General features: G+C 40.0%; 22 protein-coding genes and 2 tRNA genes. 22 read left to right on the forward strand and 2 right to left on the reverse strand.

Translation table 11 applies throughout. The annotated features are described in order from the left end of the window. The first annotated feature begins 10 nt into the window (after positions 1 to 10). From IW510_RS17545 to IW510_RS17595, 11 genes are all read left to right on the forward strand, one after another. Positions 11 to 979 carry a branched-chain amino acid ABC transporter permease gene (locus IW510_RS17545; RefSeq protein WP_202061843.1) on the forward strand — a complete coding sequence of 323 codons (969 nt, stop codon included), beginning with the start codon at positions 11 to 13 and terminating at the stop codon, positions 977 to 979. Next, the gene (locus IW510_RS17550; protein WP_202061844.1) at positions 960 to 1,736 is read left to right on the forward strand and encodes an ABC transporter ATP-binding protein; all 777 of its coding nucleotides are present in this window, start codon (positions 960 to 962) and stop codon (positions 1,734 to 1,736) included. The genes IW510_RS17545 and IW510_RS17550 overlap by 20 nt, the downstream gene beginning before the upstream one ends. Next, the gene (locus IW510_RS17555) at positions 1,736 to 2,437 is read left to right on the forward strand and encodes an ABC transporter ATP-binding protein (RefSeq protein WP_202061845.1); all 702 of its coding nucleotides are present in this window, start codon (positions 1,736 to 1,738) and stop codon (positions 2,435 to 2,437) included. The genes IW510_RS17550 and IW510_RS17555 overlap by 1 nt, the downstream gene beginning before the upstream one ends. 3 nt (positions 2,438 to 2,440) lie before the next feature. After that, positions 2,441 to 3,097 (forward strand): CBS domain-containing protein, encoded by a 657-nt coding sequence (locus IW510_RS17560; RefSeq protein WP_202061846.1) that lies wholly within the window; start codon positions 2,441 to 2,443, stop codon positions 3,095 to 3,097. 173 nt (positions 3,098 to 3,270) lie between these two features. Continuing rightward, positions 3,271 to 3,849, forward strand: a complete 579-nt coding sequence (locus IW510_RS17565) for a hypothetical protein (protein ID WP_202061847.1) — start codon at positions 3,271 to 3,273, stop codon at positions 3,847 to 3,849. A gap of 1 nt (position 3,850) precedes the next feature. Then, on the forward strand, positions 3,851 to 4,534 hold the full coding sequence (locus IW510_RS17570; RefSeq protein ID WP_202061849.1) for a class D sortase: 684 nt from the start codon (positions 3,851 to 3,853) through the stop codon (positions 4,532 to 4,534). Positions 4,535 to 4,552: 18 nt separating this feature from the next. Further along, complete coding sequence (locus IW510_RS17575) at positions 4,553 to 5,407, forward strand: hypothetical protein (RefSeq protein ID WP_202061851.1); 855 nt, start codon at positions 4,553 to 4,555, stop codon at positions 5,405 to 5,407. Positions 5,408 to 5,660: 253 nt separating this feature from the next. Then, complete coding sequence (locus IW510_RS17580; RefSeq protein ID WP_202061853.1) at positions 5,661 to 5,894, forward strand: DUF2969 domain-containing protein; 234 nt, start codon at positions 5,661 to 5,663, stop codon at positions 5,892 to 5,894. A gap of 84 nt (positions 5,895 to 5,978) precedes the next feature. After that, a tRNA-Tyr gene (locus IW510_RS17585) sits at positions 5,979 to 6,059 on the forward strand. A gap of 11 nt (positions 6,060 to 6,070) precedes the next feature. Next, positions 6,071 to 6,142 (forward strand) — tRNA-Gln (locus IW510_RS17590). Between the two features lie 90 nt (positions 6,143 to 6,232). After that, positions 6,233 to 6,385, forward strand: coding sequence for a hypothetical protein (locus IW510_RS17595; protein WP_202061854.1), 153 nt, complete (start codon positions 6,233 to 6,235; stop codon positions 6,383 to 6,385). Positions 6,386 to 6,441: 56 nt separating this feature from the next. Here the strand turns inward: IW510_RS17595 and IW510_RS17600 are convergent, their stop codons facing one another. Then, positions 6,442 to 7,047, reverse strand: coding sequence for a TetR/AcrR family transcriptional regulator (locus IW510_RS17600; RefSeq protein ID WP_202061855.1), 606 nt, complete (start codon positions 7,045 to 7,047; stop codon positions 6,442 to 6,444). 194 nt (positions 7,048 to 7,241) lie between these two features. Between IW510_RS17600 and IW510_RS17605 the strand changes: the two genes are divergently transcribed. The 3 genes from IW510_RS17605 to IW510_RS17615 all read left to right on the forward strand — a co-directional run bounded on the left by IW510_RS17605 (position 7,242) and on the right by IW510_RS17615 (position 13,147). After that, positions 7,242 to 11,486 carry a 2-hydroxyacyl-CoA dehydratase gene (locus IW510_RS17605; protein WP_202061856.1) on the forward strand — a complete coding sequence of 1,415 codons (4,245 nt, stop codon included), beginning with the start codon at positions 7,242 to 7,244 and terminating at the stop codon, positions 11,484 to 11,486. Positions 11,487 to 11,841: 355 nt separating this feature from the next. Beyond that, positions 11,842 to 12,549, forward strand: a complete 708-nt coding sequence (locus tag IW510_RS17610; protein WP_202061857.1) for a GntR family transcriptional regulator — start codon at positions 11,842 to 11,844, stop codon at positions 12,547 to 12,549. A gap of 127 nt (positions 12,550 to 12,676) precedes the next feature. After that, complete coding sequence (locus IW510_RS17615) at positions 12,677 to 13,147, forward strand: GNAT family N-acetyltransferase (protein WP_202061858.1); 471 nt, start codon at positions 12,677 to 12,679, stop codon at positions 13,145 to 13,147. Positions 13,148 to 13,344: 197 nt separating this feature from the next. On the opposite strand, the gene IW510_RS17620 is transcribed toward IW510_RS17615, so the two are convergent. Further along, positions 13,345 to 14,016 carry a YigZ family protein gene (locus IW510_RS17620; protein WP_236674807.1) on the reverse strand — a complete coding sequence of 224 codons (672 nt, stop codon included), beginning with the start codon at positions 14,014 to 14,016 and terminating at the stop codon, positions 13,345 to 13,347. A gap of 127 nt (positions 14,017 to 14,143) precedes the next feature. Between IW510_RS17620 and IW510_RS17625 the strand changes: the two genes are divergently transcribed. From IW510_RS17625 to ftsX, 8 genes are all read left to right on the forward strand, one after another. Beyond that, entirely contained in the window at positions 14,144 to 14,446 is a 303-nt protein-coding gene (locus IW510_RS17625; protein WP_202061859.1) for a DUF7662 domain-containing protein, read from the forward strand. 95 nt (positions 14,447 to 14,541) lie between these two features. Continuing rightward, complete coding sequence (locus IW510_RS17630; RefSeq protein ID WP_202061861.1) at positions 14,542 to 15,903, forward strand: DEAD/DEAH box helicase; 1,362 nt, start codon at positions 14,542 to 14,544, stop codon at positions 15,901 to 15,903. Further along, the gene (locus IW510_RS17635) at positions 15,854 to 16,540 is read left to right on the forward strand and encodes a ComF family protein (protein WP_202061863.1); all 687 of its coding nucleotides are present in this window, start codon (positions 15,854 to 15,856) and stop codon (positions 16,538 to 16,540) included. The genes IW510_RS17630 and IW510_RS17635 overlap by 50 nt, the downstream gene beginning before the upstream one ends. A gap of 139 nt (positions 16,541 to 16,679) precedes the next feature. Beyond that, positions 16,680 to 17,231, forward strand: coding sequence for a ribosome hibernation-promoting factor, HPF/YfiA family (gene hpf / locus IW510_RS17640; RefSeq protein ID WP_202061865.1), 552 nt, complete (start codon positions 16,680 to 16,682; stop codon positions 17,229 to 17,231). A 364-nt stretch (positions 17,232 to 17,595) separates the two neighbouring features. After that, positions 17,596 to 20,124 (forward strand): preprotein translocase subunit SecA, encoded by a 2,529-nt coding sequence (gene secA / locus IW510_RS17645; protein ID WP_202061867.1) that lies wholly within the window; start codon positions 17,596 to 17,598, stop codon positions 20,122 to 20,124. A 298-nt stretch (positions 20,125 to 20,422) separates the two neighbouring features. Then, positions 20,423 to 21,521 (forward strand): peptide chain release factor 2 gene (prfB, locus tag IW510_RS17650; protein ID WP_202061868.1). Its coding sequence is split into 2 segments (ribosomal slippage): positions 20,423 to 20,494 and positions 20,496 to 21,521, totalling 1,098 coding nucleotides; the frame shifts between segments, so codons are not numbered across the junction. A 106-nt stretch (positions 21,522 to 21,627) separates the two neighbouring features. Next, a complete protein-coding gene (gene ftsE / locus IW510_RS17655) occupies positions 21,628 to 22,314 on the forward strand; it encodes a cell division ATP-binding protein FtsE (protein WP_202061869.1) in 687 nt (228 codons plus the stop codon). Beyond that, positions 22,307 to 23,191 carry a permease-like cell division protein FtsX gene (gene ftsX, locus IW510_RS17660; protein ID WP_202061870.1) on the forward strand — a complete coding sequence of 295 codons (885 nt, stop codon included), beginning with the start codon at positions 22,307 to 22,309 and terminating at the stop codon, positions 23,189 to 23,191. The genes ftsE and ftsX overlap by 8 nt, the downstream gene beginning before the upstream one ends. Positions 23,192 to 23,348 lie beyond the last annotated feature (157 nt).

Here is a 23,348-nt window from a genome sequence, read left to right on the forward strand (position 1 = left end):
GTGATGAGTCATGAAGAAAAATATGAAATATAATCTGATTTGGTTGCTGATTGCTCTTGCTGTTTATGGTGTGATTTATGCAGCTTATATCATGGGTGCAGTAAACCTGTATACTGAAAATACACTTATCACAATTGGTATCAATATTATTCTTGCTCTTGGCCTAAATTTAATCATCGGTTTTTCCGGTCAGTTTTCATTGGGGCATGCAGGATTTATGGCAATTGGCGCATACTCTACAGCTATCGTCTCTGTAAAGAATCCAACAATGGGTGGTTTTTTCAGTGGGCTGCTTTTAGGAATAGCGCTGTCTGGCTTCATTGCTTTGATTGTCGGTATTCCGACGTTACGTCTTAAAGGAGATTATCTGGCAATTGCTACTCTAGGTGTTTCGGAAATTATTCGAATTGTTATCATCAATATGAGAGATGTCACCAATGGACCAGCTGGGATATTTGGTATTCCGCCATTTGTTAACTGGTCAATGGTCTTTGGCTTTGTTGTTATTACTATATTGATTGTTGTCAACTATATTCACAGTGGTTCAGGAAGAGCAACCATGGCGATTCGTGAAGATGAAATTGCAGCTGAATCAATGGGGGTTAATACGACAAAATATAAAGTATTGGCCTTTGTGATTGGTGCGATGACTGCTAGTGTAGCAGGTGGTTTATATGGAAGTTATATTCAAACAATTGCACCAAAGGATTTTGGTTTCATGAAGTCCATTGATATTCTGATTATCGTTGTATTTGGAGGAATCGGCAGTGTGACAGGAACCGTGATTGCTGCGATTGCTTTAGGATTCATGAACATGTACCTGCAAAATTTTGGTGAGCTGCGAATGATTATTTATGCGTTGGCTCTAATTATTATCATGATTTTTAAACCAGGCGGATTGCTTGGCACATGGGAATTTTCAGTGAAACGACTATTGAATAAAAAGGGGGATGACTCAAATGCCTCTATTGGAAGTTAAAAGCTTAACAAAAAACTTTGGTGGTCTCGCTGCCGTATCAAATGTCAACCTGAGCTTAGAAGCAAATGAGCTGATTGGGTTAATCGGACCAAACGGAGCCGGAAAAACAACTCTGTTTAATCTGTTGACAGGGGTTTATGAACCAAGTGAAGGAACGGTCGATTTAGAGGTTCTAGGCAAACGCCAGACCTTGAATGGAATGAAGCCTTATAAAATCGCGGATATGGGACTTAGCAGAACCTTTCAGAACATTCGCTTGTTCAAGGATCTTTCAGTGATGGACAATGTACTGATTGCAATGAACAGCAAAAACAAGGAAGGAATCTTTTCCAGCATTTTACGTTTGCCGGGATTTTATAAAAAGGAAGAAGCACTACGCAAGAAGGTGATGGAGCTATTGGCAATCTTTGGATTGGAAGCGAAGTCTGAACATCTTGCAAAGAATCTGCCATATGGAGAACAACGCCGATTGGAAATTGTACGAGCGTTAGCGACAGAACCTAAAGTTCTATTCCTTGATGAGCCGGCTGCTGGAATGAATCCGCAGGAAACCGCTGATTTAACTGAGCTGATTAGAAAAATCCAAAAAGAGTTTCAAATCACAATTCTCTTAATTGAACACGATATGAGTCTGGTGATGGAGGTCTGTCAGCGAATCTACGTCTTAGAGTATGGACGTGTCATTGCGGAAGGCGAACCGGAAGAAATCAGAAATAATCCAAAAGTTATTGAAGCCTATCTGGGAGGTGAGCTGTGATGTTGAAAATCGAAAATCTATCGGTACATTATGGCATGATTCAGGCAGTAAGAGATGTCAGCTTTCATGTTGAGCAAGGAGAAATTGTGTCGTTGATTGGTGCGAATGGTGCCGGCAAGACAACTATTTTGAGAACAATTTCCGGCTTGAATCGCTCCTCAGGTGGTACAATAACCTTTGAGGGAAATGAAATTCAAAAGACATTGCCGCAGAAAATTGTAGCGTCCGGCCTATGTCAGGTTCCGGAAGGACGCCACGTGTTTTCAGGATTGACTGTACAGGAAAACTTGGAAATGGGTGCTTTTCTGCGAAAGGATAAGGAATTCAAAAAGGAGTATGACATGATTTTTGAACGCTTTCCTATCCTAAAGGAACGTAAGAATCAAGACGCAGCAACATTATCCGGAGGCGAGCAGCAAATGCTGGCGATGGGCAGAGCCTTGATGTCGAAGCCTAAGCTGCTGCTCCTTGATGAGCCATCTATGGGACTGGCACCAATTTTTATTCAGGAGATATTCAATATCATTCAAGAAATCAATAAGCAGGGGACAACAATTTTACTTATTGAACAAAATGCCAAAATGGCGTTATCTATCGCTGATCGCGGTTATGTTTTAGAGACAGGTAGCATCGTTCTTAGTGGGACAGGAAAAGACCTGATAGATGATGAAGAAGTGAAAAAAGCATATTTGGGAGGCTAGGAAATGAGTATAAGAGATTTTATGACGAAGAATCTGATTGTTGTACAGCCTGAGATAAAAATTTTCGATGCGGTAGATTTGATGAAGAAAAACGATATTCATCGACTGCCGGTTGTAAAGGATGATCGCTTGGTGGGACTTTTGACAGAAGGTACGATTCAAGCAGCAATGCCATCTCAAGCAACAAGCTTAAGTGTTTATGAAGTGAACTATCTTTTGAATAAAACGACAGCAGCAGATATAATGATAAGAGATGTACAAACAATCGACCCGGATTCATTATTAGAAGATGGTATCTACAAAATGAGACAAAATAATGTCGGTGTTTTGCCGGTTGTTGACAATCGTGATGAGCTGATCGGGATTATCACAAACAATGACATTTTTGATGCCTTCCTTAAGATTACCGGCTATAACGACGGTGGAACACGAGTTCAGTTGCGTATTCCTGAGGATCATAAAGGGATTTTGGCAGCAATCACTCAGCTGTTGGCTGAAAATGACTACAGTATTCTGACGGTAGTTGTTAATCGCAAAGAGTTGGAAACAATCATTGAGTTGCAGATTGAAAGCCGAGAGGCAGAGAAGATTCGTCAAACACTGACAGCTGCCGGCTATGATATTTTGGAAGCCACATTAGTAACAAAGAGGGAAAGTTAGGCGATTTTTAGGGAAATATAGGCGAAATGATTTGACTATTAAATGTGGGTATGATAATTTTGAAGATGGGATATTGTTTACCTGTTGTTAATTTGAAAACGTATAATTTATTTTACGCTGCTATTTTGGCAGTTCAAAATTAATTATAAATTTTAGAAGATAGGAGGATACTAATGAAAAAAATCTTAGGGATCATTATTGCAGTTGTAGCTGTTATTGGGTTGGCTATGCCGGCTTCAGCAGATGGCGCGATTGCAGCTAATGAGCAAAAGATTCTTGATGAATTGAATGCAGGTGCAACGATTGGTGGTAAGAAATTTTATTTCGACGCTGCTGAAATCAACGCATCTGAAAACCATCTGAAACGTGTTGCATTAACTGATGCACAAGTGGAAGAAGCACTGAAAAATATCCGTGCTGCTGTTGCGCTGGTTGGTTCACAGGATGTTGATACAACAAACGCAACAACTCTGGGAGACGCGTTACGCTTACTTCCAACAAGCGTTGTCGATCAGCTGAAAAACTACGTGGTTGCTGCTGGAAATGCAGTAGGTGTGAAAATCACTTTTGGTAGCGGTGGATCATACACAGCAGTGTTGATTACTGATGCTAATGGTAACCAAGTATATCAGTCTGGAAACGCTGTGAAAAACACAGGTGTTAATTATGCGTTGAGCGGAATCACTTTTGGTTCTTTACTGGCAGCTGCTGCAGGTGCGGCATTTGTAAGTAGAAAGCGTAAATTAGCTTAATATGAAGAAATTCAAGAGGGTAGGGGCATTTATCTATATGCCTCTTCTCTTTATGCTTTTCGGCTATCTTATCATTTATATCATTGGTGCACCTGTCATTAATTTTGCCTCATCGGCGGTTCAGCTTATCTTGCTGAATGACACGCCGTCTTTCGATACAAAAGCCAATAATTTATTTGCTGAAGCAAAGCAGGAAACAAAGGAAGAAGCGATCAATGAAGCGGGAAAAATTGCTTCCTCGACGATGGTTTATCCTGTTTCCGGTGATCAGTTTGGTCAAGTTGTGATTGAAAAAGTTGGGATTAATGAACCATTGTTTTATGGTGATAGCGAAGAAATCTTAAGTCTGGGTGCCGGACAATATATCGGCAGTATGATTCCCGGTGATCTCGGGACAACGCTGATTGGCGGACATAACAGACCGTCGTTTGGCCAAATCTATTATTTAGAGCCCGGCGATCAGATAGTTATTAACACCCATTATGGCGACTACTCTTATCAAGTAACGGAAAAGAAAGTATCCACAAAAAATGATCCGGTAATTAATGAAAGGCTTGGAGATAAATCGAAGCGCTCATTAATTTTATATACCTGTTATCCTTTAGATGCTATTGGTTGGGCAGATGATCGTGTTTTTGTATTTGCTGATTATGTTTCCGGTCCAATTATTGATGAAAGTATCTAGTTAGGGGAGTATGACTGAATGAAAAAAAGAACACCTATAGGGAAAAATATTTCCCGTATGTTTTTGGCCTTTCTTTCCTCTGTATTCTTAGCTTCTTTTCTCCTTTTATTGAGTCTGTATCTGACATTATTCAGTGGGTCGTATATGGAGAAGCAAGCGGAAAAATCTGAGTATTACTCTCAGCTGACAGAAGAAATTAATCGCCAAATAGAGAATAGTGCGTTAGGAAGCAATATACCGGCGGGTATCTTAGCCGATGCTGTTTCCGAAGACTATGTAAAAGAAGATGTAAATGCTTATTTTACAGCAATGTATGAACCGAAAAAGACGTTTGCCATTGTAAGTGGTCCAAAAATTAACGAATCTATTCTTACGAAGATTAAACAATATGCGAGTGAAAATAATATTGAAGTAACGGCGGAAACAGAAGCCTCAATTCAAACGCTTGCCGATCGTTCTGTTGAAATTTACGATGGGTATATCGAATTGCCATTTCTGATTTCCTTTACACAGCGTGTCATGGCGTTTAAATCAAAACTTCTATTGTTTATGGCTGTGTGCGGCGCTCTTTGTGTCTTGTTGAGTATTGCGCTGTTCAGGTCACTAAGAGGATATCTTCATCGATTGCTTAGATATTTGGAGTATATATTTGCAGGCAGCGGCTTGTTGATGTTAACATTCCCTACAATCGTTTTTGCTTCAGGAACATTGAAGCGGTTGGGAATCCAGTCTAAAGCTATGTATGATTTTGTTCAGGCGTATCTATCCAGCTTCCTATGGATGTTCATCTTTATGGGACTGGTGGCTGTAGCAGCAGGAATTCTTTTCGCTTTTCTAAGTGAATATCAAAGAAAACGCCTCTTTCGACAGTAAAAGAGAGAAATTGGATGTACTGGCAATCTACTTCAAAAATAGGACGGCTATCTTGGCTTGATCATAAGTGAGTTCTCTTGCTTTTGGGAGAGTGGCGATGACTTAAAATTAAGTTTTTGCTACAATGATAGTGTTTCATTTTTTGAATGACGTCTTATTTTCGAAGTAATCCATAGTTATGCAGTTTTACTGGCAGAACAGCATGCCAAAATTTTTAGATTTTATGGTAAGATATAGCGTTGGAGGGATACACATGTCAAAAAAGAATAAAGATATTGAAGTTAGAATAGAAGAGGAACAGCAAAAAGTTGACGGACAGCAAGTAATCATTACTAAGCTATTGATAGGCAAAAAGGAAATTGGTCGAATTGTTCCTAAGGATAGTAAGAAGTTTACCCTTGAAATGAACAGCGAAAATACTGGAACAGTGAAGTCTGTTGAAGAGGGAATTGAGACAATTATTCGTCAGTGGAATCTGGCAGAATAAAAGAAAAAATTTTTTTAAAATAACACTTGCATTTCCAGAAAAAATTATGTATTATAAGTAAGTCAGGTTTTTAAGAAACCTCTTGGAGGAGTAGCGAAGTGGCTAAACGCGACGGACTGTAAATCCGTTCCTTAGGGTTCAGTGGTTCGAATCCACTCTCCTCCATTTTTTATTTTTGGGGTATAGCCAAGTGGTAAGGCAACGGACTTTGACTCCGTCACTCGTTGGTTCGAATCCAGCTACCCCAGTCTGTAGGAGTTGTTCATTATGAATGAGCAGCTCTGTTTTTATATTATTTATGATCATATTTCTATTAAAAATCAGAGGAGAGCGATCGTATGAAATTAAAAGAGAAAATTACTGACACGGCAGAAAGACTGTATGATTTATCAAAACAAAAAAAGTACAATGTAAGCTTTGGTTTGACGAATAAAATAACTTCTGACAGAAAAACAGCCCATAATAAAAAATGGCAGGCAAAAAACAGATAATTACGTTAAAAGCATAAATCTCCTTCATCAGTGATTGATGAAGGAGATTCTTTTTTCTATTTTTCTATTTCAATACCCAGAACAGTTAAATGCCCATTACCAACCAGCTTGATAACAAGTCTGGCCAAGTGATTAGGAGTCATATCTGTTTCGCTGGTTACCCACCAATGGAGAGTGCCGATAAAGATGGATGTCATATACTCAATAATAAAGTCGATGGGAACTTCGATATCATTTTCTGTAATTTTTAATTGAGCCAGCGTATCTGCATATTTTTCATAAAGAATATCTGCCAGCTTTCTTCGTAGTATCTCATTTGAACTGCCATCCATAATTGTGAGGAAGAAATTCTTATTTTTATGAATATTGTTATAAATTGTAGTAAGCAGCAATTCGATTTTTTTTACTTCAATCCTATTCCCTTGAATGGTTTTGTCTGCATCAAGAACTGAAGTAAAAGCCTTGACTGCAAAATCGAAGATTTGGTCATAGAGGTCTTGCTTATCCTTAAAGTGAGCGTAGAAAGTCGCTCGATTAATCATTGCCCGATCGGCGATTTCCTGAATAGTAATTGCCTCAAAGCCTTTTTCTTCGACAAGGTGGAAAAAAGCTTCAATAATCATTTTATGCGTACGCATAACTCTCAGATCTTTCTTTTTCATTCGCGAATTTCCTTTCTAAAAGACAACAATTTTTATAAGTTTGTTGCTTATCTCACAAAATAGGAGCTTTTGCTTGTTGCAAAAAAATTTATTTCTTCCTAAAATAGACATAAGTATTATAACAAACACAATGTAAGTTAATCAACAGTGTGTTGTTGATTGTGAATTGTTTCTCTTAGAAATGGAGGTCAACAATGAAACTAAGAGCAGGGATTGATGTCGGTTCAACAACCGTCAAATTAGTGATTGTCGATGAAAATAATGAAACGAAATACGCAAAATACGAGCGTCATTACTCAGATGTAAAGGCGGCAACGGAGCGCGTACTGAATGAAGCGAAAGAACTATTAGGTGAAGAAACACCTCTAACAATGATGATTACAGGCTCAGGTGGTATGGGACTATCTGATGTGTTGGAAATTCCATTCGTTCAGGAGGTTATTGCCTGTACGAAAACAGTAGAAGAAATTATCCCCGAAACAGATGTTGCTATTGAATTGGGTGGTGAAGATGCAAAGATTACTTTCTTTGAAGGGGCATTAGAACAGCGGATGAACGGAAGCTGCGCCGGAGGAACCGGTGCATTTATCGATCAGATGGCTGTATTGTTGAAAACGGATGCCAATGGTGTCAATGAGCTAGCTAAAAACTATCAAACGATTTATCCAATTGCATCTAGATGCGGTGTTTTTGCTAAGACGGATGTTCAGCCATTAATCAATGAAGGCGCAGCGAAGGAAGACATCGCTGCCAGTATCTTCCAAGCAGTTGTCAATCAAACAATCGCCGGACTGGCGGCTGGAAGAAAAATTAAAGGGAAGATTGCTTTTCTAGGCGGTCCATTATTCTTCATGTCAGAATTGCGCCGTCGCTTTATCGAAACCTTAGATATTCAGCCTGAGGATGTCATTTTTCCTGAAAATCCGCAGCTTTTTGTTGCGATGGGAGCGGCTATCTATTCAGAGGACGCAGAAGAAACAACATTGCAAGCGATTCTTGGTCGTTTAACTGGTGGTGACAGCGAGCAGTTGAAGCCTACGGATACTCTGGAACCATTATTCAACGATGAGCAAGAGTTGAATGCTTTCAGAGAGCGTCATGGACAGGCAAAAGCAAAAGAGAAGGACTTAGCTTCTCATAAAGGTGTAGCCTTTTTGGGGATTGATGCAGGATCAACAACAACCAAGGTGACGTTGATTGACGAGGAAGGGAATCTGCTGTTTTCATTTTATGGAAACAATCAAGGTCAGCCTCTTGAAACGACGATGGAGGTATTAAAAGACTTATACAGCCAATTACCTGAAGGAGTTTTTATCGGAAAATCTGCAGTGACAGGTTATGGTGAACACTTAATCAAGAATGCCTTGAAGGTCGATATCGGTGAAGTAGAAACGATGGCGCATTATAAAGCTGCCGATCATTTTCAACCTGGCGTAGACTTTATTCTGGATATTGGCGGTCAGGATATGAAGGCTATGACCATTAAAGAAGGGGTACTTTCTTCTATCCAATTGAACGAAGCTTGTTCATCAGGTTGTGGTTCGTTTATCGAAACCTTTGCGAAATCTCTAAACTATGACGTGAAGGATTTTGCGTTGGAAGCGTTAGGGTCAAAAGGTCCGGTAGACTTAGGCTCACGTTGTACGGTATTTATGAATTCAAAAGTGAAACAGGTACAAAAGGAAGGGGCTTCTGTCGGTGATATTTCGGCAGGACTATCCTATTCTGTTATAAAAAACGCGATTTATAAGGTAATCAAGGTTCGCCGTCCGGAAGAGCTTGGAACAAAGATTGTTTGTCAGGGCGGAACATTTTACAATGAAGCGGTTCTGAGAGCGTTTGAAATGATTAGCGGAAGAGAAGTTGTCCGTCCATCAATCGCTGGTTTGATGGGAGCCTATGGTTCAGCTTTGATCGCTTTAGAAAACTATGAGCTTGGAGAAGAAACAGCACTCCTGTCGGCAGAAGAGCTAGATGCTTTTACTGCGGAGAAGGAGTTCACTCATTGTGGCCTTTGCGAAAATAATTGTATGATGACTGTCACTATCTTTTCGGATGGTCGTCAGTTCATCACAGGAAACCGTTGTGAACGAGGCGCGAGAATCAAAGTGAAGCGGGAAGACCGTAAAGTCAATTTGGTGGATTATAAATATCGCCGTCTGTTCAAGTATCGTCCATTAAAAGAGAAGGACGCTGTGCGAGGAACAGTTGGGATTCCGCGTGTGCTGAACATGTATGAAAACTATCCACTGTGGTTTACCTTCTTTACTGATTTAGGCTACAGGGTGGAGCTGTCACCTCGTTCAAACAAAGAGCTGTACGAACAGGGAATGGAGACAATTCCAAGTGATACCGCCTGTTATCCAGCTAAAATCACACATGGCCATATTCAGGCGATGATTGATAAAGGGATTCCAATGATTTTCTATCCAGGTGTTGTATTCGAAAGACAGGAGGATGCGAATGCGGACAATCACTTTAACTGTCCAATCGTTCAAAGCTATCCAGACGTTATCAGAAATAATGTGGATGATATCCGCGAAGGAAAAGTCGATTACCGTAATCCTTTTATCAATCTTGCGAATGAAGAATCAGTCGCTGATGTTTTGGCTGTTACCTTCCAAGATTTAGGAATCACGAAAGAAGAGGTTCAAAAGGCACTGCATCACGGATATGAAGAGCTGGAAAACTTCAAAGAAGATATTCGCAACAAAGGGGAAGAAACCCTATTGATGCTAAATCAGAAAGGGCAGAAGGGTGTTGTCCTATCAGGCCGTCCGTATCATTTGGACCCAGAAATTAATCACGGAATTGCTGATGTAATCACGCAGGAAGGCTTCCACGTATTGACAGAAGATAGCATTTCCCATTTAGGTGATATCAATAATCTGCGAGTAGTGAATCAATGGGTGTATCATTCAAGATTATATGCAGCAGCAAAAGTTGTTGCGAAAACTAAGAATCTTGAGCTGGTTCAGCTGAATTCCTTCGGATGTGGACTTGATGCTGTAACGACCGATCAGGTAGAAGAAATCATGGAACAGCATGGGAAAATCTATACGGTGTTGAAAATTGATGAAGGCTCAAATCTTGGGGCTATTCGCATTCGTCTTCGATCCTTAAAAGCTGCTGTTGGTGAGCGAGACCGTCGCGGCTTTGAACCAAAGATTCAGGAAGAAACACAGGAAAAAATCATCTTCACAAAACAAATGAAGAAGAACCATACCTTGCTTTTACCAATGCTTAGTCCCATCCATCAGACAGGATTGGTAGACTTAGCACTGAAGGCGTCCGGCTATAATGTGGTTTGTTTACCGGCAGAGGACCGTGAGGCGATTAATGTTGGTTTGAAATATGTCAATAATGATTCCTGTTATCCGGCAATTATTTCCATTGGTCAGCTGGTTGAAGCTCTTCAAAGCGGTGACTATGATTTAAATAATGTTAGTGTAATGATGACACAGACAGGTGGCGGCTGTCGAGCAACGAACTACATCCCATTGCTTAGAAAAGCATTGAACGATGCTGGATTTCCACAGGTTCCTGTCATCTCAATTTCTCTTGGAAACAAGGGAGTAGAATCCAGCCCAGGCTTCAAATTTACACTGCCTATGTTGAAACGAGTGGCGATTTCATTCTTATATGGTGATTTGTTTGAGCGTGTTGTTTACCGCACACGTCCGTATGAAACTGAACCGGGAATGATTGACCGGATGCATGAGGAATGGTTGAAGAAAATCGAAAAAAATATTCGTAACGGTTCGTTGACACAATTTAATCGAAACATGAAGAAAATTATCAAAGACTTTGATGAGGTTCCATTATTAGATATTGAAAAACCAAAAGTCGGTGTCGTAGGAGAAATCCTTGTTAAGTACTCACCAACTGCAAATAATGATATTGTTCGACTGCTGGAGGCCGAAGGTGCTGAAGCTGTTGTACCAGATATCGTTGGATTCATGAACTATTCTTTATATAATCAGATATTCAAATATGAAAATCTGGGGATGTCTAAGAAGAGCAAAATGATTGCTGAATTTGCCATTCGAATGATTGAGATGGTTGAAAAACCAATGGATAAGGCGTTAAGAAGCTCAGCGCGCTTTGATGGCATCACATCAATTTATGAGCTGGCTGAGGATGCCGGTAAAATTCTGTCTATCGGAAATCATACGGGTGAGGGGTGGTTCCTGACAGGCGAAATGATTGAGCTGTTGAAGACAGGTGTTAATAATATCGTTTGTATGCAGCCGTTCGGTTGTCTGCCAAACCACGTTGTTGGTAAAGGAGTAATCAAGGAGCTTAGACATCAATACCCTAAAGCTAATATAGCCGCCGTCGATTATGATCCAGGGGTATCATTGGTGAATCAATTGAATCGAATTCGATTGATGATGGCAACTGCCAACAAGATGATGAAGGAAGAGGTTCATTCTTAAAAAGGGATGAGCGGTACAGACTGAAGTGCTGTACGAAATGTTGAACACTGAGAAAAGAGAATCCTCCTATACAGAACAGTTGAAAGCTGAATATTCTGTGTAGGGGGAATTTTTAGACTAAGAATAGTTTCACTCAAATGCTTGATAAAACTAGGTGAGCATTCCTTAATTACTGCAGCTGGCTGGTTAGCCAATTGCAGATTCAGCTCTTTTTTGGGGACTTTTTTATGTAAAAGAATGATTAGACCAAAGCGCCTGTAAAAGGGCATTTTCCTTTTAAGACATAAAATGAGACTTGTTAATGAGGTATATACCAGTTATAATTAAAGAAATAGGGAAATGAGGAGGGGAGCAGATGACATCATCTTTACCAATTTATTTACAAATACATGACAAGATTAAGGAAGACATTGAAAAAGGTCTATGGGCGATTGGCGATCGCCTGCCTTCTGAGCGGGAGTTGGCCGTGCAGTTTAATGTCAGCCGTATGACACTTCGTCAAGCAATACAAACGCTTGCAGATGAGGGAATATTGGAACGGAAAATCGGTTCAGGTACCTATGTTGCCAGACAGAAAGTCCAAGAGAAAATGATTGGAACAACTAGCTTTACTGAAATTATGGTCTCTCAAAATCGGACACCATCCAGTAAAACAGTTTCTTACTTTATCACACATCCAAGTTCCAGCGAGTTGGAGAAGCTTCAGCTGTCAGAGGATGAATCAATTCTTCGTATGGAACGGATTCGTTATGCCGATAGTGTGCCCATTTGTTTTGAAGTAGCTAGTATTCCGTATTCTTTAATTGATAAATATAGTAAATCTGAGGTTAGCCAATCTTTGTATAAAACACTTGAGGAAAAGGGCGGCTATAAAATTGGACAGGCGAATCAGACTATTTCTGCGATGCTGGCTTCTGAGCAAATTGCTGAATATCTGGAAATCAAAAGAGGCGAAGCGATTCTTCGTCTTCGTCAAATATCCTATCTTGAAGATGGGCGACCTTTTGAGTATGTGCGGACACAATATGCGGGCAACCGTTTTGAATTTTATCTTGAAAAATAAGTAATGGAAGGAGAGGCAATCATGAAAATTCGCTATCCCTGTTAAGCCAGCCGACGAAAGAGCATTCGAGGACCGCCGATTTTATTGTTTTATGTGGAATAAAATCATATAAATCGGAGGAAAAGAAATGACGATAGAATTAAGAAAATTTGAAGATACTGATTTACAATTGTTTGAAGCCTGGTTAAATGAAGCGCATGTTGCAAAATGGTATCATGATCCGGAAGATTGGCTTTTAGAGGTGAAGGAGAGGAAGAGCACGTTCCACTTTTTACACCATTATATTGTCATGCATCAGGGCCGTCCAATTGGCTTTTGTCAGTATTATTTATTTGCATATAGTGGTGAAGACTGGCATGGAAAATACTCGCTAGAGGGAACATACAGTATTGACTACATGATTGGTGAAAAACAGTCTATCGGACAAGGGTTAGGCAAGCAAATCGTTGCTCGTTTAACCGAAAAAATCATGAAGCTTGAAGGCTGTGAACGGATTATTGTGCAGCCGGAGATGGAAAACTTGGCTTCCTGCGGCGCTCTATTATCGAACGGCTATGCATTTGATGAAGAGAATAAGCTTTATATCTTAGAGAAATAGAAAAGGAGCGTGCTGAGAAACACTTGATGAAAGGCGTTTTTCAGTAGTATCCGGAGCAAAAGGGTTTTGCTTTAGAACTTCATCGTTTCCTAAGACATTACACAACAACCGTAGATCAGAATCAACTAATAGAAGAGCCAAGGGATTCGCTTTTTTAGCGAACCCCTTGGCTCTTCTGTTTCCTGATAATGACGAAATCAACGCTCTCTTTTTGAGGGGATAGCTAGTTCATGATAACTGGTGTCGCCTTCTTCGTAGGTAAATTGTCCACTTAGAAGCTCGGTTATTTCCTCAATAAATTGAGTGACCGTTTCCTCATCAACTAGGCAGATTACTGTGATTTTTTCGGTAAACAACGTCTCTTTTGTTGTATAGGCACTGGCCTCAAGAAAATTTTGGAGCTTTCCATGCTGTGAATAGTCAATAAACAACCTCACTTCCTGCTGCAGCTTCCCTTCGACTAATCCGATTGCATCAATTGCTTCTGATACCGCATGACTATAGGCACGGATTAGACCACCGGCACCAAGCTTTGTTCCGCCAAAATAACGCGTAACGACAGCGGCTACGTTAATCAGCTCTTGCTTTTTCAAAACCTCAAGCATAGGCACTCCGGCAGTACCGCTAGGCTCTCCATCATCACTACTGCGCTGAATCTCGCTGTTCTCGCCAAGTATAAAGGCGCTGCAATTATGGTTCGCTTTCCAATGTTCTTTTTTTATCTCAGCAATAAATGCTTTTGCTTCTTCTTCCGTATAGACGCGTCTCATGAAACAAATAAATCTTGATTTTTTTATTTCGATTTCATGTTCTCCGTTTTGGGCAATCGTAAAATAGTGGTCAATCATCGTCTCGTCCTTTTCTTCCATCATCATTAATACCAGTATAGAAAAAAAGAGACTCTTAAGCAACTTGAAACCGCAAAAAGTTCATGGCTTGGAATAGTTGAAAGTTCGTTGTTTTATGAGATAATAGAGGTATCAGGGAGGCGATTCGATGGGAAAAGAGCGTGCGAAAAAATATAATCATGTGACCCACTACTTGAAAGAAAATGGCGGTTCTCAGGTAACATTAACCTTTACCCAGTTTGATGAATTGCTGTTTCCATACTCAGGACTGCCTGTAACTGCCCGAACGGATACCGATTGGTGGGCCAATGACTACAAACATCCGGAGAAGGGTGCCTACGGTTGGTTGAATGCCGGCTATCAGGTCGTACAGGTGAATTTAGAAAAAGAATTTATCGTATTTAATAAGCTTCTAAAATCAAATGGACTTTTTAAAGAGTCACTTTCATAGAAAAAAATGAGGATTAATGCTGCTGATTGGTAGTGTTGATTCTTTTTTTGTGGTTTTTATTGTTTTTTGCGAATAATAACTGTGGGGGGAGAAAAATGAATGAGCTGACAGGAAGAAAAGTAATGAAAAAGGAGCTTCCGGAAAATACCAATCTTTCTGAGGCACTCCATTTTCCGGCGATGATTGTCGAAAAAGAACAGGCTTGCTGTCAAAGGTGCGGCAGTGTGCATGCAGCTGCTTCTGTAGAAATGGCACCGGACCATTATTATTGTCCGGCATGTCTTCAGTTAGGACGTGTCGATAGCAAAGAAGTTTTTTATCACAGGCCTGAGAATCATGGGACTGCCCGAGAGGTCGTATTTGAGTGGTCCGGCGAACTTACTGCCGGTCAGCAAACTGTTTCAGATTGGCTGCAAAGAATCGCTGTTGAAAAACGAAAAGGAATGATTTGGGCAGTGACCGGCGCAGGGAAGACGGAGATGCTTTTCGAGACTGTTCATGCACTGTTGAGCAGAGGCGCACGCATAGGACTTGCTTCCCCTCGAGTAGACGTTTGTTTGGAGCTGTATCCTCGACTAAAAGCAGTTTTTCCAAAAGAGGACATCATGCTTTTACACGGAGAGGCAGAGGCTCCCTATCGCTACACGCCATTTGTATTATGCACAACACATCAGCTGCTGCGTTTTTATCAGGCGTTTGATCTATTGATTATTGATGAAGTGGATGCTTTTCCATATGTGAATGAGCCAGTCCTTCAGTACGCTGCAGAACAAGCTGTAAAAAGGACTTCGGCATTAGTCTATCTAACAGCTACACCTACGAAGCAGCTTCTTGAGCAAGTCGACAAAAAAGTATTGGAGATGATTGTTCTTCCGGCGAGATACCATCGCAGGAAGCTGCCCATCCCACAATTAAAAAGCTGTTTTCATTGGCGAAAGCAGCTAGAGGAAAAGAGGCTGCCGAAGGAACTGGTTGACTGCATCAGGTCACTGATGGAAAAAAACAATGTCCTGTTGTTTTGTCCAAGTATTGTAGTACTGAATAAGCTTTATCAGTTGATTGTGGCTCTGCTGCCGAATGTTTCTGCGGCGTCGGTTCATTCTAAGGATGAGAAGCGTTCTGAAAAAGTGCTGCAAATGCGTGAGAAGAAGTTTCGTCTGTTTCTGACGACGACTATTTTGGAGCGAGGAGTGACCTTTGAACAAGTATCGGTCATTGTTATTGGAAGTGAACATGCTGCGTTTTCAGAGTCGGCTCTCGTACAGATTGCGGGAAGAGTGGATAGAAAGAAGGACTTTACCAGTGGTGAAGTTTGGTTTCTTCATGACGGAAAAACAAAGCCCATGAGACAAGCAGTAAAGCAAATCAAAAAAATGAATGCACTAGCTGAAGAAAGGAGGCTGGTAGATGAATTGTGTCTATTGTCGACAGCGAATAACCAGAGTTCTATCAATTAGTGAAATTCTATCCTTTAGGCCAATCACTCCTTATGAATTATGTTCAAACTGTAAAAAGAAGTTTCAGTTTCTTAATCGTCATTCCTTATGCAAGGGCTGCAGCCGTGAATGCAGCGACTTGTTGTGTAATGATTGCCTGCTCTGGCGCAAGAAGTATCCGAATTACTCGTTTCAACATACTGCGTTGTTTCATTACGATAATGAGATGAGACAATGGTTTGAGGAATATAAATTTAGAGGCAATTATCAATTACGTTTTAGCTTTTCAAAGGAATTAGTTTGTTTTTTCAAAAAAAGAAAAGACTATTTAATTGTTCCAATCCCCTTATCAGAACAAAGATATAAGGAAAGGGGCTTCAATCAGGTAGAAGGACTGTTAAGCGGCGCAGGCATTTCTTATGTAGATTGTCTTAAGCGTATCAGCAACGATGCCCCACAATCGAAGAAAAAGCGGCAAGAAAGACTTTCCGGAATGCAGCCTTTTGGATTGGCTTTATCCAACAATCAGCTTTTAGAAGATGAAAAGGTGTTATTAGTGGATGATATATATACGACAGGAAGAACTCTTTTTTTTGCGTCAGAAATTCTGTTACAATATCCGCTGAAAAAATTGGAAACATTTTCTTTGGCTCGCTAATTTGAAAGAATATAGTGAAATTTGATTGTCAATATTGTTGGCAAATAGATAATAGTTAGCTATAATAGAGTTAAGAAGAGAGAGTAAGAGAGTGGTCCTTTTATTCTTTCTTTAGTGGTAGATGAAAGGGGCAATTGTTATGTTTAGATATAATGTACGCGGAGAAAACATTGAAGTAACAGAGGCAATTCGTGATTACGTAGAGAAAAAGGTTAAAAAACTGGAACGATATTTCAGCGATTCACCGGAAGCGACAGTTTATGTTAATTTGAAAGTATATACTGAAAAAACTGCGAAGGTCGAAGTAACTATCCCTCTTCCATACCTAGTGTTGAGAGCAGAAGAAACTTCTCCTGATCTTTATGCCAGCGTTGATTTAGTTGTTGATAAGCTGGAACGTCAGATTCGCAAGTTCAAAACAAAAATTAACCGCAAATCACGTGAAACAGGTACTGGTTCTGTGAAGGAAGTATCTTTCTTTACTGAAGATGATACAACAGAAGAAACTTCTGAACTGGATATCGTACGTACAAAACGCCTTTCACTTAAACCAATGGACAGTGAAGAAGCAGTTTTACAGATGAACATGCTTGGTCACAACTTTTTCATTTTCGAAGATTCTGAAACAAATGGAACAAGTATTGTTTATCGTCGTAAAGATGGCAAATACGGCTTGATTGAAACTGATTAATCAACCGATAATTCAGAATGAATAATAGTTAAGGTCGGAACAGAAGTGCTCAGCTTTGAGAGACAGATAGAAATCTGCGAAAATGGCTTTCTTGCTTTTCAATGATTTTCAGACTATCTCAGAGTGAGTAGCTTCTGTTCTGCCTTTTGTTTGATTATTATTGATAAAAGGCGCAGAACCAAGAAATTGTCTTTGCCTTTTTATCATGAGTACATAGAAAGAATTTGCGCAATTGTTAGCAGAAGTTATTTCCTTTCTTATGAAGTAATGATAAAATAAGAAGGATGATTGTACATTCTGTATTAAAATGATTGTGTAATTCGGAGAAAAATAAATAGAGTTAATTGAAAGGAACACTTAAACAATGGCAAATTTTCTTAGAAAGATGATCGAAAACGATAAAAAAGAATTGAAACGGCTGGAGGTCATAGTTGATAAGATTGATACATATGCATCAGCTATGGAACAGTTGAGCGATGATGAGCTTAAAGCAAAAACTGATGAGTTCAAAGCACGTTATGAAAAAGGTGAAACCCTTGACCAACTATTACCGGAAGCATTCGCTGTTGTTCGTGAAGGGGCAAAGCGTGTTCTTGGCCTGTACCCTTATCGTGTACAGCTGATGGGTGGTATTGTTCTTCATGATGGGAATATCCCGGAAATGAGAACAGGTGAAGGTAAAACGTTGACGGCAACAATGCCGGTATACCTAAACGCTCTTTCAGGCGAAGGCGTACACGTAGTAACAGTCAACGAATACTTGGCAACACGTGACTCAAGCGAAATGGGTGACTTGTATAACTTCCTTGGTTTAAGTGTTGGTTTGAATATCAATTCAAAAACACCGGAAGAAAAACGTGCAGCATATAATGCTGATATCACGTATAGTACAAACAATGAACTAGGGTTTGACTATCTGAGAGATAACATGGTTGTTTACCGTAATCAGATGGTTCAACGTCCTCTTAACTATGCTATCGTCGATGAGGTGGATTCTATCTTAATTGATGAGGCTCGTACACCATTGATTATTTCAGGGCAAGCTGAAAAATCTACTGCGCTTTACACGCGTACTGATAACTTAGTGAAGAAACTGAAAGAAGAAGAAGATTACAAAATCGATGTTCAGTCTAAAACAATTAATTTGACTGAAGCAGGGATGGAAAAGGCTGAGGAAGCATTTGGTCTGGAAAACCTGTATGAAATCGAAAATACAGCATTGACTCATCATATGGAGCAGGCATTGCGTGCGAACTATATCATGATTCGTGATATCGACTATGTAGTACAAGAAGGAAAAGTTCTAATTGTTGACCAGTTTACCGGACGTATTATGGACGGTCGTCGTTATTCTGATGGTTTGCATCAGGCGATTGAAGCCAAAGAAGGTGTTGAAATCGAAGACGAATCAAAAACAATGGCGACAATTACATTCCAGAACTATTTCCGTATGTATAAGAAGCTTTCCGGAATGACCGGTACAGCGAAAACAGAAGAAGAAGAGTTCCGTGAAATCTATAATATCCAAGTTATCCAGATTCCTACAAACCGCCCAATCGTCCGTGACGATCGCCCGGATTTACTTTACCCAACATTGGAAAGTAAATTTAAGGCAGTGGTTCAGGACATCAAAGAACGTTACCATAACGGACAACCTGTCCTAGTTGGTACGGTTGCGGTTGAGACATCTGAATTACTTTCTGATTTACTGAATAAAGAAAAAGTACCTCATGAAGTATTGAATGCGAAAAATCACTTTAAAGAAGCAGAAATCATCATGAATGCCGGTCAAAAAGGTGCAGTAACAATTGCAACCAACATGGCAGGTCGTGGTACAGATATCAAGTTAGGTCTTGGCGTTGTAGAACTTGGCGGTTTGGCCGTTATTGGTACAGAACGTCATGAATCCCGCCGTATTGATAATCAGCTGCGTGGACGTTCCGGTCGTCAGGGAGATCCAGGTGTTTCACAATTCTACCTGTCTCTGGAAGATGAACTGATGAGACGTTTTGGTACTGACCGTATCAAAGTATTCCTTGATCGCATGAAGATTGAAGAAGAGGATGCTGTCATCCAAAGTAAGATGTTGTCAAGACAAGTTGAATCTGCACAGAAACGTGTAGAAGGAAACAACTATGATACACGTAAGAACGTTTTACAATACGATGATGTGATGCGTGAACAGCGTGAAGTGGTTTATGCGCAACGTCAAGAAGTTATTATGGAAGAGAACGATTTGACTGAAGTGCTGATGAACATGATTAAACGCACAATTGGTCGAGTGGTTGACAGTCATACACAACTTGAAAAAGAAAACTGGAATTTGGATGGTATCGTAGATTTCGCCGGGTCAGCAATTCTTCATGAAGATGCGATTTCCCTTGACGATATTAAAGACAAGACACCGGAGCAAATGAAAGATTTCTTATATGAAGCTGCCAAAGATGTCTATGATAAAAAAGCAGGTCAGCTGAATGGACCAGAGCAAATGCTTGAATTCCAAAAAGTAGTTATCCTGAGAGTGGTTGATACGAAATGGACCGATCACATTGATGCGATGGATCAGCTTCGTCAATCTGTAGGTCTACGTGCCTATGGTCAAAACAATCCACTGGTTGAATATCAAACAGAGGGATACAAAATGTTTGAAGACATGATTGGTGCTATTGAGTTTGAAGCAACGCGTCTGTTCTTGAAATCTGAAATTCGTCAGAATGTACAGAGAGAACAGGTTGCTCAAGGAGAAGCAAGTCATCCAGGTGAATCACCGGAAGCACAAAGCAATACTTCTGCAAAAAGAACACCAGTTAAAGTAGATAAAGTGGGTCGTAATGATCCTTGTCCATGCGGAAGCGGTAAGAAATTCAAGAACTGTCACGGCAAGAATGCCTGATTTTTTACAAGAACGAGCGTGGGGTCTCACTAGTATCCCACGCTCTTTCGTTAGTTCTTTAGTGACAAAAAGTTGAGAATGTATAAAGCACATGGATTATCGTTGATTTTATGGACTGTATCCTGTATCTTGTACTTTATCAGTTGAAGCGGATAGAAACTTAATTAGCTGCTTAACAGATAACTAAGTCTTACCCAAACGGTTTATCACTTTCCGTTCGTATATAAATTGAAGAAAATCAAACCTCTTCTTTACAAAAAAAGTTTAGCAAGGCTATTAGGAAAGGAATGTTCAATAGATGGAAAATGCAGAAATTCGTCATGCGTTGGATGAAATGAATGAAAAAATAAATAGTTTTAGGGGGTCTCTTTGACTTAGACCAACTGGAAGAAGACATTGCAGAAGCGGAGCATCGAATGGCTGAACCTGGTTTTTGGGATAATACAGAAGAGGCGCAAAAGCTAATCAATGAGACAAATGTTTATAAGGAAAAATTTCAACAATTCAATCAGTTAGCAGATGAGTTGGAAGAACTGGAGATTATGAATGAACTGCAGCAGGAAGAATTTGATGCGGAAACTCAAGAGGAATTGGTTGAACGACTGAAGCAGCTTTCTGAAAAACTTTCTATTTATGAGCTTTCTTTACTATTAAATGAACCTTATGATAAAAACAATGCGATTCTTGAAATTCATCCAGGAGCAGGCGGAACTGAATCTCAGGATTGGGGCAGCATGCTTTTACGTATGTACACGCGTTGGGCTGAAGGTCATGGGTTTCAAGTGGAGACTCTGGACTATCAGGCCGGAGATGAAGCTGGGATAAAAAGTGTGACGCTTGAAATCAAAGGATATAATGCCTTTGGCTATTTAAAATCGGAAAAGGGTGTCCACCGTCTTGTCAGAATTTCACCATTTGATTCCGCTAAACGAAGACATACCTCCTTCTGTTCAATTGATGTCATGCCTGAATTGGATGATACGGTTGAAGTGGAAATTAACTCTGATGATTTGAAGGTTGATACATACCGTGCCAGCGGGGCTGGAGGACAGCATATCAATAAAACGGAGTCAGCAGTACGGATTACCCATCTACCTACGGGAACAGTGGTTGCCAGTCAGGCACAGCGTTCACAGCTGAAGAATAGAGAACAGGCAATGTCCATGCTGAAGGCGAAGCTCTATCAATTGGAAATAGAGAAGAAGGAACAGGAAGCGGCAAGCATTCGAGGAGAACAGCTGGAAATTGGCTGGGGCTCTCAGATTCGTTCTTATGTGTTCCATCCCTATTCAATGGTCAAGGACCATCGAACCAACTTTGAGACTGGAAATGTACAAGCAGTCATGGATGGAGATATCGACGGTTTTATAGATGCTTACTTGAAAATGAAAATCTGAGCCATTCACGGAAATGAAATATAACTGTAAAGTCTTGAAAGAAGACTGCAACAAATTAATGCTATAATAAACAATGATTTTATTATGGAGATGGAGAGAAAACATCATGATTGAAATGAAAGATGTAATGAAGAAATACTCTAATGGTACAACTGCTATTAGAAATCTTTCAATAGAAATAAAGCCTGGCGAATTTGTCTATGTGGTAGGTCCCTCCGGTGCCGGAAAATCCACATTTATCAAATTGATGTATCGTGAAGAGACAGCTACCAAAGGGCGATTGAGAGTCGCAGGGCATGATTTGATAAAAATTAAGAACAAAGAAGTGCCTTATCTGCGAAGAGAAATTGGTATTGTCTTTCAGGATTACAAGTTGCTGAGCAAGAAGACTGTTTATGAGAATGTTGCTTATGCAATGCAGGTAATTGGAAGAAAACCACGTGAAGTAAAAAAACGCGTAATGGAAGTGTTGGATTTAGTCGGATTAAAACACAAAGTACGTGTATTTCCAAGCGAACTGTCAGGTGGGGAACAGCAACGTGTTTCCATTGCCAGAGCGATTGTAAATATGCCGAAAGTATTAATTGCCGATGAACCAACAGGTAACCTTGATCCGGAAAATTCCTGGGAAATCATGAAGCTATTGGATCGGATTAATGCTCAGGGGACTACGGTTGTAATGGCAACACATAACAGTACAATCGTAAATACGATTCGTCATCGGGTAATTGCGATAGAGAACGGACGAATCATTCGAGATCAAGCGGAAGGGGATTACGGCTACGATGATTAGAACATTTTTTACTCATTTATTAGAGAGTATAAAAAGTTTGAAACGAAACGGCTGGATGACGATAGCTTCAACGAGTGCTGTAACGATCACACTTATACTTGTAGGTATCTTCATGGCAGTTATTTTCAATGCCACAAAATTGGCAAAGGATATATCTGATAACGTAACAGTATCGGTGTTTGTAGATATTGGTACAACAGCTGAGGAGATGCAGGCTTTAGAAAGCGAATTGAGAGAAATCAAGAATGTTGATTCAATCTCATATTCAAATAAGGATCAACAATTGAAAAAAATTCAGGATCAGATGGGTGACGCTTGGAACCTGTTTGAAGGAGATAGTAATCCTCTATATGATGTGTATTACTTAAGTGCCAAAGAGCCTGAAGAGACAAAGAAAATATCAGAAGAAGCAGGTAAGCTGTCAAATGTATTTAAGGCAGATTACGGCGGCTTGTCTTCAGATAAGATTTTCCAATTGGCGAAAACAGTCCAAACTTGGGGACTTGCAGCAGCAGGATTATTACTGTTCGTTGCGGTATTCCTAATTTCAAATACGATTCGTATCACGATTCTTTCAAGACAAAGAGAGATTCAGATTATGCGTCTGGTTGGGGCAAAGAACGGCTACATTCGTTGGCCTTTCTTCCTTGAAGGTGCTTGGATTGGATTGCTTGGAGCGATTGTTCCAATGATCCTAATGTCAGTCGGTTATCATTATGCTTATAATATTTTGAATCTGCAGTTACTGCGTTCAAATTATTCTATGCTGAGACCGGAAGACTTTTTATGGCAATTGAATTTATTGATGGTCGGTATCGGAGTAGTCATCGGATCTGTTGGTTCAGTGATTTCAATGCGCCGTTTCCTGAAAATATAAGTACAAAGAGTGTAGGCATGCCTACACTCTTTTTTTAATGACTTTAGTCGGTTTCAATCACTAAAGTGATTGAAACAAAAAAACCACGCGTACTGCGCGTGGAAGAAGTAGCTTTAGCGATAAAACTCCTTTCGATATACTAGATAAAGGCTACCAA

This window comes from Enterococcus sp. BWR-S5 (assembly GCF_016745255.1).
Lineage (GTDB): Bacteria > Bacillota > Bacilli > Lactobacillales > Enterococcaceae > Enterococcus_L.